Source organism: Streptomyces sp. NPDC088733, assembly GCF_044751185.1.
Taxonomy (GTDB): domain Bacteria; phylum Actinomycetota; class Actinomycetes; order Streptomycetales; family Streptomycetaceae; genus Actinacidiphila.
This window is the reverse complement of sequence record NZ_JBIVLH010000001.1, coordinates 277,656-290,762: the sequence shown is the minus strand read 5'-3', so window position 1 is coordinate 290,762 and position 13,107 is coordinate 277,656. Positions and strand designations below refer to the sequence as shown.

Sequence of the window (13,107 nt, the reverse complement as noted above, 5' to 3'; positions counted from 1 at the left end):
TCAGACACCCTTCCGGAACGGATCCGCCGCGTCCGTGCCGTACCCGCTGTCCGGGGAGGGTGGCCGGCGCAGCAGGGCGATCGCGCCCGAGACGGTGGTCGCCTTCAGGCGCGTGCCGCCCGCCCCCATCCGGCCGGAGATCCGCTTGGCGCCCCACTGGCCGCTGACCCGCAGCTCGTCGAAGGCGCAGGAGACGTGGCCGCTGGTGGTGTTGGCGTCCACCTCGGCGTCGGCCGGGTCGGGGATGCGGATGGCGATCTCGCCGGAGACCGAGGTGAGGCGGACCTCGGAGCCGCTGCGCGGGTCCAGGTCGAGCACCATGTTGCCGCTCACCGAGTCGGCCTTGACCTGGCTGCCGCTGCCCTCGACCACGGTGAGGTCCCCCGAGACGGTGTTCACCCGCAGGTCGCCCGAGACCGCCTGGGCCTCGACGTTCCCGGCCACCGTCTCGGCCGTCACCGGCCCGGCCTGCCCGACGAGCGTGATGTCGCCGTTGACGCCGCGGACCGCCGTACGGTCGGAGATCCCCGAGACGACCGCGCTGGCGCCGACGACCCCGACCGAGACCTGGGTGCGCTGCGGCACCGCGAGCGAGACGACGGCGTGCCGCTGCCAGCCCTTGCGGTCGAGCCACTTGAGCAGGCCCTTCCACGGCAGGTCCTCGTAGGAGACGGTGAGGGTGCCGCCGTCGTGGGTCACGATCAGCGGCGGCCCCTCCAGTTCGCCGACCTCCAGCCGCGCCGGGCCCTCGTCGACGCCGACGACGTTGACGGCTCCGTTGACGATGCGCACGTGCAGGGTGTCGACGGCTCCGTCGAAGACCAGCTTGTGCGGCTCCGTGACCTTCCACTCCCGTGTGCCGGGTGTTCCGCTCATTCCGCCCCTCCTCGGGGTCGCCGGGCGCGGGGGCCGCGCCGACACCGACAACGCAACATATCGCGTCTCTCGATAGACACGATATATCGCGTAACGGGGAAGTCAAGCGTCCTCGCGCATCGCGCGGCGCCGAGTCCCGGCCGGACCGGGGTACTTGGTGACCGGTTGCCCAGGGCTACCGGTGAGGTGGATCATGCCCGCGCGGCGGGCGCGGGAAGCGCGGGGCCGTACGGGGCCGCCGCGGCCGGGCGGCCGCCGGTCACTCGTCCTCGTCGTCGTCCAGCCGGGCTAGCCAGGTGGCCAGCCGCTCCACGGGGATCTCGAACTCGGGGTTGAGGTCGACGAACTCGCGCAGCCGCTCGGCGAGCCACGCGAGAGTCACCTCCTCCTCGCCCCGGCGGTTGTCCAGCTCCTCGATGCCGCGGTCGGTGAAGTACATGGGGGTGCTCCGGAGGACTCGGTCGGGCCCGGCCGGCCCCAGGTGGGCCGGCCGGCCGCTGACGGACGTTTCGCCCGGTCAGGATAGGCGGAATCGGGATTCTCCCGTGCAATGGCCCTCACGGCGATAGCCTGATCATTCGTCATCTCGTGGGGCGGAGGGTTCGATGGGGGAGCGGGCGCGGCCGATCCGGCTGCCGGACGGCACACAGATATGGGCCCGGGTGTCCAGGCTGGACGACGAGGCCGACGGTGCGTACGAGGACGAGTGGGAGGACGTCGGCCTCTGGGACACCGTGAGCACCAAGGTCGAGGGGCTGCGGGAGATGGTCGGCGGGGTCGCCGCCTCCGTGCGGGAGGCCGCCGCCGCGGCCAAGCCGCAGGAGTGGAGCGTCACCTTCGGGGTGGAGGTGGCCGCCAAGCCGGGCAAGGCGATCGCGCTCCTCGCCGACGGCGAGGCCAAGGCGAATCTGTCGATCACGCTCACCTGGCGGGACGCGGGGCAGTGACGGGCCCCCAGGGCCCGGGTGACCGTTTCGGCCAGGGTCACCTCGGCGAACTGCTGCGCCTGGTCGGGGAGGCCACCGTCGGCATCCGCGCCCTGCCGGGCCCCGGTGGCGCGGGACGGGGCAAGGGGTGGGGGAGCGGCTTCCTGGTCGCACCCGGCTGGGTGCTCACCTGCGCGCACGTCCTCGTGCACTCCGACGGGAGGCGCCGCGGCACCGGCCGCGACGAGGACATCGGCGTCGTGGTCGGCAGCCGGGTCGTCCGCGGCCGCCTCGCCTACCACCTGGCCGGGGAGTCCGCGGCCGTGCCGGCCCGCTGGGACGACGGCACCGACTCCGAGCCGTACCCGCGCGCGGCGATGGGCATCCATCCCGACCTCGCCCTGATCCGCCTCCTGGAGGACGTGCCGGACCAGTCGTGCGTCTGGCTCACCGACCGGACCTGGGTGCCGATCGGCGACGCCCACATCTTCGGGCGCCAGGACGACAGCGACGACGACCCGGCCGCCGGGCCCTGGGAGATCGACTGCCGCCTCGCCGGCCAGGACCGCGGGCAGTTCCTGCTCAACGCGGCCGCACGGCCGCGTCCCGGCGTCTCCGGCGGGCCGCTGGTCGACATGGAACGCGGAGAGGTGGCCGGGGTCGTCAAGGCCCGGGGCCGCGAGGGCACCACCACCGTGCTGGCCGTCCCGATGTCCGCGCTGCGCGCGCTCAGCGCCGCCCACCACGTGCCGGGCGCCCCCGACCTCGGACCGGCGCCCTACGACACCCTGATGCGGCTGCACGACCGGTGGCACGCCGACCGGCAGCGGCCCGGCGGCGGTACGGCCCGCACCTGGGCGGACGTCCAGAAGCACCTTCCGGCCGTCGCGCACGGCCGGAGCGCGCTGGACCGGCTGCGCGCGCTGGAACTCCTCGCGAGCCTGCCCTCCCCGCGCCACGCGGGCCAGGTGGAGCGGATCGCGGCGGAGGCGATGGGCGCCGCCGGCCGCATCTGGCCCCAGCCGCTGCCCACCTGGCGCGACGGCCACGGGGTGCTCTACGACCCCGATCCGGGCCGCGAGTCGCGGATGACGCTGCGCTATCTGCTGTTCGCCGCGGCGGAGGCGGAGCGCACCGCCCGCGACGCGGAGGACGCGGCGGGACTGGGCCACGCCGAACGGCTGCGGGAGTGGGCCGAGGAGCGCGCCCGCGACCTGGACGTCGATGAGCGCGACGCGCTCGGGCGCGAGGAGCGCCGGCTGCCCTCGTCGGTGCTCGTGGAGTTCGAGCCGCGTGCCTACGACGAGGGCACCCCCGTCTTCGACTGGGCCATCCGCCTCGGCTGGGGCGCGGGCGAGTGGACCATCGCCAGCGTCGGCAACGACGACCCCCGGGGGTTCCCCTTCGACTACGCCGTCCGGATGGTCGAGCGAGGGCTGCGCGAGGTGCTGGACGGCGCGGACGGCCCCGGCGGCACCCCCGCCCGGCTGGAGGTGGCGCTGCCGGACGAGCGGCTCGGCACCGCGGCCCACCGATGGCTGGTCGCCCAGAAACGCGCGGTGGGCCTCGGCCGCGCCGTCGTGGTGCGGGACGTGGGGCGCCGCGGTGTCCCCGACCCCCGCTGGGAGGCCCGCTGGCGGCGGCTCACCGGCGCGGACCGCCTTCAGCCGCTGCGCCTGGCGCGCGCGGGCAGCGTGCTCGGCCGGCACGAGATCGACGCCGGGGCCGACGGGGCGGTGCCCGTGCTCTGCCTCGCCGTCGGCGACGGACCGGGCTCGGACGCCGCCGGGGTCACCCTGGAGAGCGGCTACGCGGTCGCGGTGTGGCGCGCCGACGGGCACCCGCCCGAGCGCTGTGCCGAGGACTGCGACCTCTTCCACTCCCGGATCACCGCCCTCCTCGACGGCGGGACCAACGGCGCGGCCGGCAACGGGGCACTGCGCGAACTCCCTGGGAAGCTCGGGCAGTTGAGGGAAGCGGCCAAGGACGGGACGACCGGTGCCGGATGGGTGGCCCAGGTGATCCTGCTCTATGACGATCCGGGCAATCCACTGCCCCAACTCCTCGGCCCGCCAGTACACTTCCCTGCTTTGTGAGGCCGGTGACCCGACCGGAATCCGTCGTGACCTTCCGTATACGTGGGTACTGTCTTAACGTCCCTGTTGAGAGCGTGGACGCCGTCCGACCGCACCCACCGCCCGACCCTCTACGACGACCTGCTGGCGCGCCAGCGATGAGGAGTGCGACGTGAGCGAGTGGCTGATCTACCGTGGCGCGGGCGCTCCGCACGACGGGATCACCGAGCTGCCACCGCCCCCGCCCTGGCGGGATTTCGACGGAGAGCCCCTCGTGCCGGCCCCCGCCCCGCTGGACCCCGCCTCCGAGCGCAGGCTCGGGGTGCAGCGCCGCCAGGCGGTCCTCCACCGGCCCGGCAACCAGGAGCGCGAACTGGTCAACGCCGCGCTCTACCTGCGCCGCCCGCTGCTGGTGACCGGCGAGCCCGGCAGCGGCAAGAGCACGCTCGCGCACTCCGTGGCGTACGAACTGGGCCTGGGCAGGGTGCTCAACTGGCCCATCGTCAGCCGCAGCACGCTGCGCGACGGCCTCTACCAGTACGACGCCATCGGCCGCCTGCAGGACCTGCAGATCGAACGCAACGCCGGTGGCTCCGCCTTCGCCGAGGACAGCCGCGGCGACGAACCGGGCGGCGGCATCGGCCGCTACATCCGGCTCGGCCCGCTCGGCACCGCGCTGCTGCCCTCCCGGCGGCCTCGGGTGCTGCTCATCGACGAACTCGACAAGAGCGACATCGACCTGCCCAACGACCTGCTCAACGTGCTGGAGGAGGGCGAGTACACCATCCCGGAGCTGGAGCGCATCACCGACCGCGCGCGCGAGGTGCCCGTGCGCTGCGACGACGGCACGGTGGTCACGATCCGCGACGGCAAGGTGCGCTGCAACGCGTTCCCCTTCATCGTCCTCACCAGCAACGGCGAACGGGACTTCCCCGCACCGCTGCTGCGCCGCTGCATCCACCTGCAACTGGCCACCCCCGACAAGGACCGGCTGGCCGGCATGGTCCGGGCGCACTTCGGGGAGGCCGCGGCCGAACGCTACGACACGGTCATCGAGAGCTTCCTGGCCCGCTCCCCGGGCGACGTGCGGGCCGTCGACCAGCTGCTCAACGCCATCCACCTCATCCAGCAGGCCGGCTGGACCGACGAGGAGGAGACCCGGCAGCGGCTCACCGCGGAACTCCTGCGCCCGCTCGACCGGACGAGGTGACCGGCCGTGCCCACCGGGACCGGTGAGGCCGGCCGCCGGCCCCTCACGGACCTCGTCGGGCGGTTGCGGGCGGCGGGGGTCGACCTCGACGCCGAGGGGATCGCCGACGCCCTGTGGCTCGCCCAGTGGGTCGACCCGGGCCGCGCCGCCGCCGGGGCGGGGGCCGCGGGAAACGGCCGCGGCGGATCCGAGCCACCAGATCAAGCCAATCTGCGGCCGGACCGCGACGCCACCGGCACCGGGCCGGAGCCCGGCACCGGGCCGGAGCCCGGCACCGGCACGGACACCGGCCGGACCGCGCCCGCCGGAACGCCCGGCACGGACCCCGGCCGCCGCACCGTCGACCTGCTGCCCGTGCGCACCGGCGGCCCCACCGACAGCCGCGGTCCGCTCAGCGAGATCGCGGTGCCCGCCGCGTCCGCCTTCCCCGCGCTGCTCCCGCTCCAGCGAGCGCTGCGCCCCATGCAGCAGTACCGCCCGCCGGTCGCGCCCGCGCGCACCGAACTCGACGAGGACGCGACCGCCGAACGCACCGCGGGATCCGGCCTGGTCTGGCCCGTGCTGCGCGGCGTACGGCGCCACGAGGCGGACCTGCAGCTCCTCATGGACGGCTCGTCGTCGATGGCCGTGTGGGAGCAGATGCTGCAGGAACTGCGCGAGGTCGGCGAACGCGTCGGCGCCTTCCGCAATGTGACGGTCCGCTACCTGCGGCCGCACGCCACCGGCGTCGGCGCGGCCGCCGCGCCCGGCCCCGACGAACGCCTCAGCCCCGCCGACCAGTTGTACGACCCCACCGGCCGCCGGCTCAGCCTCGTCGTGAGCGACTGCGCGGGCCCGCTGTGGCAGGACGGCCACATGCACCGCCTGCTGCGGCGCTGGGCGGAGCACGCGCCCGTCGCCGTCCTCCAGCCGCTGCCGCAGCGGCTGTGGTCGCGGACCTTCCTGCCCGCCGTGCCCGGCGTCCTGCGCCGCCGGCCGGGCACCTACCGCGCGCCGGAGTTCCGCCCGCAGCGGCGGCGGTCCGCCGTACCGGTGCCGCCCGGGGCACTGCCCGTACCCGTGCTGTCCGCGGTCCCGGCCGCCCTGGGCTCCTGGGCCCGGCTGGTGTCGGGCACCGCCGGGGTCACCCTGCGCGGCGCCGCGGCATGGGTCGCCGCCGACGGCGGACCCGGCATGCCCGTCGTGCCCGAGCAGCGCGACCGGGACCCCGGGGAACTGCTGCACGCCTTCGAGACCTCCGCCTCGCCGCAGGCCCGCCAGCTCGCCGTGCAGCTGTCCGCGGCGCCCCTCGCGCTGCCCGTGATGCAGCTCGTGCAGCGCGCCATGCTCCCCCAGACCGGGCCGACAGAGCTCGCCGAGGTCCTGCTCAGCGGCCTGGTCGTGCCGGTCGGCCCGGCCGGCACGCCGGCGGGCGCGGGGGACGCGGGCGAGAGCCCCTGGTACGACTTCCTGCCCGGTGTGCGCGACCTGCTGCTGCGCCGGCTGACCGCGGGCGAGGCGGCGCTCGTGCTCAAGCACTGCTCCCTGTACATCGAGAAGGCCTTCGGCCGCAGCGCCCGCAACTTCCCCGCCGTGGCCGTGGCCTATCTCTCGGGTGCCGGCCGCGAACCCGAGACCGGGCCCGACGCGGTGCCCGAACCCTTCGCGCGGGTCTCCGAGCGCGTGCTGCGCCGCTTCGAGCCCTCCCTCGACTTCTCCGCGGCGCCCACCCGGCAGGACCCGGAACCGGACACCCCCGCCGGTCCCGCCGCGCTCGGCGCCGCCCGGCTCGACCGGTACGAACGCGGGGGCTCCGTCCGCGACCTGCTGGAGGCCGTGCGCCTGCTGCGCGCCGCGGCCCCCGCGTCCGCCCCCGGGACCGCCGGCAGCAGGCTCGCCGACGCGCTCCGCCACGCCTGGCGCGAATGGGGCGACTCCGACGTCCTCGACGAGGCCGAACGGGCCGCCAGGGGCGGACTCACGGCCGGCGGCGGCCCGTACGCCCGTCTTGCCCTGGCCCGCGTGCTCGTCGAGCGTGCCGCGGCGGACATCGCCACCGGACGTCCCGACGCGGCGCTGCCCGTCCTGCGCGAGGCCGCCGGCCACTGCCGGGCCGCCCTGGACGGCGAAGCCGGCGCGGGCCCGTCGCTGCTGCTGACCTGCGCCCTGCAACTCGCGGAGTGCCTGCGGACGCTGCACACCCTCGAAGCCCCGGGGCCGGCCCGCGACGCGCTGCTCCAGGAGGCCGAGGAGGTGTGCAACGCCCAGCTGCGCAGGTGGCGTTCCGCGGAACTCCCCAGCTCCCTGCTGCTGGGCCGCGGGCGCGTGCTGCTCGACCGCGCCCGCGCCACCGGCGAGCAGGCCTTCGCCGTGCGGGCCGCGGCAGACCTGCGCACGGCCGTCGGCCTCATGCGCGCCGACCAGGTCCCGGCGGGGGAACTGCGCCGGCCGCTGCTCGACCTCGCCGAGGCGCTGACCCTGACGCCCGGCGACCGGGGCGCCGACGAGGCGCACGACCTGCTCACCGAGGCCGCGGCCATCGCCCGCGAACTCGGCGACGGACCCGCCGAGGCCGAATGCCTGCGGCGCGTCGCCGAGACCTGCCGGGCCCGCTGGGACCGCACCGGCGACGCCGCTCACCTGCGCGCCGCCGACGCCGCCCTCACCCGCGCCCAGCGCCTCGTCCCGCACGACGCGCCCGTCCACGGGGAACTGCTCGTCGCGCGGGGCGAAGTCGCGCTGAAACGAGCCGAACTGGACCCGCGGAACACCCGCGTCGTCACCGAGGCCGTGCACGTCCTGCGCGAGGCCGTCGCCGAGACCGCCTCCCACGCCCCGCACGCCGCAGCCCGGCGGCTGCTCTTCGGCCAGGCCCTGCGGCTGCGGCACGAACGGCAGGGCGGCCTCGCCGACCTGCACGAGGCCGCCTGGATACTCGAACTCGCCACCCGGGCCGAGGACGACGGGACCGCCGCCCGCGCCTGGCTGGAGCTCGGCGACGTCCAGGGCCTCCTCGCCCGCCGCACGCTCTCCGTCGCCCCTCTCACCCGCGCCGCCGAGGCCTACGCCGAGGCGGCCCGGCAGGCGCCCGGGCCGCTCCTCGCGGCCCGGGCCCACCACCGCCGCGCCGACGTCCTGGAACGCACCGCGGGCGCCGCCGTGGCCCTGTCGGCCTACCTCAAGGCCGCCGACGCCTGGGAAGCCGCCGGTGCCGCCGACACCGACGAGGCCCAGCGCACCGACGACCGGATCAGGGCCCTGCGCCCACCGCATTGACGCCACATGTGTTTCCCGGGACGTCAGTTCGGGCATCCCCGTCCAGCAGGCCATCCCCAGAGGAGAACAGAGTGCACAGTCCTCCGACGAGCGGACCGCCGGAGGAGCGGCAGGAGCGCACGGAGCCGCTCCCGGACTTCTCCGGAGTCGACGTCCCGTCGCTGCGGGACGCCACCGGGCACCCGGTGCTTTCCGCGGTCGTGGCCGATCTGCTCGACCACTGGCCGGAGGAGGGGGACGCGGTGGCGTACTACGACGACAGCCCCGGCGGGCAGGTAAGGCACCGGCATACCTGATAGGTCGTCAACTGCTGTCCTGCGCGGCTGGATTGCACCTTGCCGTGCCGCGTCCGCCGCGCCGACGCTTGCCCTGTGCATGAATCGTCGCCGGGCCGGGTAGGAACCGGGACCTCAGGGAGACCGACAGGGGGCAACGTGGTCGGCGCAGCCGGTACGCCCCCGACCGAGGACGAGGCGGCGCGGCACGCGCCCTGGCCGCTGCGGCTGCTCGACGTCCCGGCCCTGCGCAGGGCGGGTACACCGGCCGTCCCCTTCCGGCAGTTCGTGCTGAAGGTGCACAGCCGCTGCAACCTCGCCTGCACGTACTGCTACATCTACCAGGGCGCCGACACCAGTTGGCGGGCCCGCCCCACGAGTGCGGCGTCCGGCACCATGCGCCGGACCGTCGCACGCATCGCCGAGCACGTCGCCACGCACGGACTGCGCCGGGTCCAGGTGGACCTGCACGGCGGGGAGCCGCTGCTGAGGGGGCCTGAGCCGCTGCTGGCGATCGCGGATCTGCTGCGTTCCGCCCTGCCGTCCTCCTGCGCCGTCGACCTCGCCGTGCAGACCAACGGCACATTGCTCACCGAGCAGGTGCTCGCACGCCTCACCGGCGCCGGCATCCATGTGGGACTGAGCCTGGACGGCGGCACCCCGGCGCTGAACCGGCGGCGCGTCGACCATGCGGGCCGCTCTTCCTGGGCGGCGGTCGCGCGGGCCGCCCGCCTCCTGAGGGAGCACCCGGAGGCTTACTCCGGGCTCCTCGCCACCATCGACCTCGCCGGCGAACCGGAGGAGACGTACACCTCGCTGGTCTCCCTGGGGCCTCCGTTCCTCGACCTGCTCCTCCCGCACGCCAACTGGAGCAGGCCGCCCCCCGGCGGCGACGGAGGGTCCGTGCCGTACGGCCGATGGCTGTGCCGGGTCTTCGACCTGTGGTGGCAGGCCGCGGTTCCGGGGCCGCCGGTGCGGCTCTTCCGGGAGATCGTCGGGCTGCTGCTGGGCCGCCCCGGAACGAGCGAGTCCGTGGGGCTCTCCCCCGTGGTGGCCGTCGTCGTCGACACGGACGGCTCGATAGGACAGGTCGACTCGCTCATGGCCGCGTACCACGGCGCCATGCACACCGGGCTGAGTGTCTTCACCGACCCGTTCGACGCCGCCCTGGACCACCCGGGGATGGCGGCCCGGCAACTGGGGGCCGACGGCCTCTCGGCGGCCTGTCGGCGATGTTCCCTGGTCAAGGTCTGCGGCGGCGGCAACTACGCGCATCGCTTCTCGGAGGGCAGCGGTTTCCTTCACCCGTCCGTGTACTGTTCCGATCTTGAATTTCTGATCCGCCACATCGCCGACCGGCTTGCGGCGGCCCTCCCGGCGGACCGTACGGGCCATTCCGGTCTCAACACGACTGCCTGCAAATCTGTCTGACGGTGCACCACATCCACTAGGGTTTTGAGCCCTACGACGACGCCTGCTCGCAGAGGGAGACGGCATGGCCGAGCAAGCCCGGACACCCGGCCCTGGCGAGCACTTCACCATCAGTTATGCGGGCTTCAACCGGCCCTGGGCCGCCTGGATCTCCCACCAGCTGGAGCAACTGGGACACCGGACCGCGATGCTGCGCTGGGACCCGGGTGCCGAGGGTCTGCTGAGCGACGCCCTGCAGGATCTGCTGCGGGCCCCCGGACGGGTCCTGCTCCTCCTCGACAACTGGTACTTCCGGCTCGGTCCGCGGACCCGGGAGGAGTGGACCGCGGCGCTGCGCGAGGTCGTCCCGCCGAACAGCGACCGGTTCGCGGCGGTGAGCGTCGCGACCGAGCCGCTGCCGGCCACGGTCGCCGCCCTGCGCCCCGTCGACCTTCACGAACTCGCCGCGTCCGAGGCACGCCGCCGCATCCTTCGCCGGCTGGACATCGACCCCGCGAGGATCCCGGCGAACGGCGCCGAAAAGGCGCCGCGCTTCCCCCTCGACCCGCCGGAGATCCGCAGGACCCCCCGGCGCAACGACCGCTTCACCGGGCGCGACCCCCTTCTGGAGAAGCTCCACGACCTGCTGACGTCGGGCGGTGACGAGGGGTCCCAGTGCGCCCTCTACGGCATCTCCGGAGTGGGCAAGAGCCAGATCGCCCAGGAGTACGCGCACCGCTTCGGCAACGCCTACGACATCGTGTACTGGGTCAGTGCCAACTACCGCGGCACCGCGCGCGAGCAGCTCGCCGAGCTCGCCCCGCAGCTGAACCTCCAGGTCGGCCAGGAGATCGGCGACCGCATTCGCGCGGTCCACGAGGCCTTGCGCACCGGCCGCCCGTACGGGCGCTGGCTGCTGATCTTCGACGGCGCCGACTACATGGACCAGGTCGAGGACCTGATCCCCGAGGGCCGCGGCCATGTGCTGCTGACCACCCTCACCCGCGACTGGTCCGCTGCCGGACGCACTCAGGAGATCGAGGTCCGTCCCTTCTTCCGCGGTGAGAGCGTCGCCTACGCGTTGCGCCGGGCCCCCCGCCTCAGCGCCGAGGAGGCCGACGACCTGGCCGAGGCCGTGGAAGACCTGCCCCTGCTCCTCGCGCAGACCACGGCCTGGCTCGACACCAACCCGATGCCCGCCAAGGAGTACATCGCGCTGATCAAGCGCGGCGAACCCAACCAGCTGGGGATCGGCATCGGTGACAACTACCCGATGAGCTTCCAGACCAGCTGGTCGATAGCTCTCAACACGCTTCGCGAGCGCACTCCCGGGGCCGCCGAACTCCTCAAGCTCCTGGTGTTCTTCTCGCCGGACGCCATCCCGGTCCGGCTGATCCAGTCGGCCCGCGCCCGCGACCTGCCCGAGCATCTCGCCACGCTCGTCGCCGACCCGATCGGCTGGCACACCGCGCTGCGTCGCCTGTCGGAGGCCACCGCTGTGCGGCTGGACTACGAGACGAGCCCCGGCCAGGAGACCGTGGTGGACACCGTGCAGATGCACAAGCTCTACCACGGCTTCCTCCGCAACGACCTTGGCGAGGACGAGCGCGACACCCTGGCCCTGGCCGCCTGCCGGATCCTGGTCCGCGCGGACCCGCGCCGCCCCACGGAACCCGGGGAGTGGCACCGCTACGCCGAGCTGTTCCCGCACCTCAAGCACTCCGGGGCGCTGGAGAGTGGCGACGAGGACGTGCAGGACCTCGTCCTCAACTGCATCAACTACCTCAGGACGCGAGGCGAGTACCGCACCGGGCTCGCCCTGTGCGAGCAGGCGCTGGCACGGTGGCGCGGCCGCATCCCGCCGACCCGCCGCATCATGCTGATCGCGATGACGCTGCACACCAACCTGCTGCGCAGGTCCGGCCGTTACCGCGAGGCCGAGGCGGTGGGCCGTTCGGTGGTGCACGCCTTCGCGGACCGAACCCCGGACGACCCCGACCTGCTGACCGCCCGCAACGCACTGGGCGGTGCCCTGCTGGCCCTGGGCCGGTTCCGTGAGGCACGCGAGCTCTACGACGACATGCACCGGCAGTACCAGCACACCGTCGGACCCGAGAGCCCGCGCACGCTCCAGGCGCGGGAGAACCTGGGACTCGCCCTCGGACTCCTCGGCCGCTACGAGGAGGCGCTGGAGGCGCACGACGACAACGTGGTCGTGCGCACCAGGCTCTACCGGGCCGACAACCCCGACACGCTCCGCTCCGGCCTGTCCTCCGCCTGGATGCAGCGGCTGCTGGGTCGGTACACCGAGGCCATGTCCAAGCAGGAGCTCAATGTTCGCCTGCACCGGCAGCGCCTCGGCGCGAACAACCCCGAAACACTGAGGGCCGAGCACAACCTGGCCCTGTGCATGCGTCGTCAGGGTGATCTGGCGGGCGCCGAGGCCCTGATGAGCAGCGTGGTGGCACGCTGTGCCCAGGTGCAGGGGCCCCGTCACCCGGAGACGCTGATGGTGCAGGCGGACTTCGCCACCTTCACTCGTGAGCACGGCAATCTCGACCAGAGCCGCGAGCTGTCCGAGCGGGTCGCGGAGCGCTACCGCGAACTGGTGGGCGAGGATCATCCGTACGCCATCGGCACCTACGGCAACACCGGTCTGGTGCTGTGGGAGTACGGAGAGCGCGAAGCCGCCCTCGACATCGCCGAACGCGCACTGGTCGCCATGCGCCGGTCCGTGGGCGACGACCACCCCTGGGCTCTGGGCTGCGCCCTCAACACCTCGGGCGCCCGGCACTTGGCGGGCCACGAGGAGGACGCCCTCGAGTTGAGCCGCCACAACCTCCAGCAGGCCGTGCGCATCATGGGCGACACCCACCCCCTGACGCTTTCCTGCAAGGCGGCCGTCGCCGACGACCTGAGGACCCTGCGGCGTGCCGAGGAGGCGAACAAGCTGGAGCGGGAAGCCCTGCAGCAGCTGACCGACACCCTTGGCCCCCAGCACCCGCACACCATGTCCGTGCGCCGCCGCGAGCGGCCGTACTGGGACTTCGAACCCCAACCCATCTGAAAGGCGCGACGAC

At 74.1% G+C, this 13,107-nt stretch carries 9 protein-coding genes; 7 read left to right on the top strand and 2 right to left on the bottom strand.

The window, feature by feature from the left end:
* Positions 1-876 carry a DUF4097 family beta strand repeat-containing protein gene (locus ACIP64_RS01250; protein WP_401580474.1) on the bottom strand — a complete coding sequence of 292 codons (876 nt, stop codon included), beginning with the start codon at positions 874-876 and terminating at the stop codon, positions 1-3.
* 259 nt (positions 877-1,135) lie between these two features.
* On the bottom strand, positions 1,136-1,315 hold the full coding sequence (locus tag ACIP64_RS01245; protein ID WP_360907133.1) for a DUF6104 family protein: 180 nt from the start codon (positions 1,313-1,315) through the stop codon (positions 1,136-1,138).
* Positions 1,316-1,481: 166 nt separating this feature from the next.
* On the opposite strand from ACIP64_RS01245, the gene ACIP64_RS01240 reads away from it, so the two are divergent.
* The 7 genes from ACIP64_RS01240 (at position 1,482) to fxsT (ending at position 13,094) form a co-directional block, all read left to right on the top strand.
* Entirely contained in the window at positions 1,482-1,823 is a 342-nt protein-coding gene (locus tag ACIP64_RS01240; protein WP_401580472.1) for a CU044_2847 family protein, read from the top strand.
* Positions 1,820-3,898 carry a trypsin-like peptidase domain-containing protein gene (locus ACIP64_RS01235; RefSeq protein WP_401580471.1) on the top strand — a complete coding sequence of 693 codons (2,079 nt, stop codon included), beginning with the start codon at positions 1,820-1,822 and terminating at the stop codon, positions 3,896-3,898. The genes ACIP64_RS01240 and ACIP64_RS01235 overlap by 4 nt, the downstream gene beginning before the upstream one ends.
* A 151-nt stretch (positions 3,899-4,049) precedes the next feature.
* Positions 4,050-5,087, top strand: coding sequence for an AAA family ATPase (locus ACIP64_RS01230; RefSeq protein ID WP_401580469.1), 1,038 nt, complete (start codon positions 4,050-4,052; stop codon positions 5,085-5,087).
* A 6-nt stretch (positions 5,088-5,093) separates the two neighbouring features.
* Positions 5,094-8,342 carry an SAV_2336 N-terminal domain-related protein gene (locus ACIP64_RS01225; protein ID WP_401580467.1) on the top strand — a complete coding sequence of 1,083 codons (3,249 nt, stop codon included), beginning with the start codon at positions 5,094-5,096 and terminating at the stop codon, positions 8,340-8,342.
* Between the two features lie 71 nt (positions 8,343-8,413).
* The gene (locus ACIP64_RS01220) at positions 8,414-8,638 is read left to right on the top strand and encodes a YxD-tail cyclophane-containing RiPP peptide (protein ID WP_401580465.1); all 225 of its coding nucleotides are present in this window, start codon (positions 8,414-8,416) and stop codon (positions 8,636-8,638) included.
* Between the two features lie 138 nt (positions 8,639-8,776).
* Positions 8,777-10,048, top strand: a complete 1,272-nt coding sequence (locus tag ACIP64_RS01215) for an FxsB family cyclophane-forming radical SAM/SPASM peptide maturase (protein ID WP_401580463.1) — start codon at positions 8,777-8,779, stop codon at positions 10,046-10,048.
* A gap of 64 nt (positions 10,049-10,112) precedes the next feature.
* On the top strand, positions 10,113-13,094 hold the full coding sequence (fxsT, locus tag ACIP64_RS01210) for an FxSxx-COOH system tetratricopeptide repeat protein (protein ID WP_401580461.1): 2,982 nt from the start codon (positions 10,113-10,115) through the stop codon (positions 13,092-13,094).
* Positions 13,095-13,107: the final 13 nt, after the last annotated feature.

Excerpts from the sequence above, each read along its gene's own strand:
- ACIP64_RS01250 (WP_401580474.1), bottom strand. The coding sequence starts at position 876 with ATGAGCGGAACACCCGGCACACGGGAGTGGAAGGTCACGGAGCCGCAC.
- ACIP64_RS01245 (WP_360907133.1), bottom strand. The coding sequence starts at position 1,315 with ATGTACTTCACCGACCGCGGCATCGAGGAGCTGGACAACCGCCGGGGC.
- ACIP64_RS01240 (WP_401580472.1), top strand. The coding sequence starts at position 1,482 with ATGGGGGAGCGGGCGCGGCCGATCCGGCTGCCGGACGGCACACAGATA.
- fxsT (WP_401580461.1), top strand. The coding sequence starts at position 10,113 with ATGGCCGAGCAAGCCCGGACACCCGGCCCTGGCGAGCACTTCACCATC.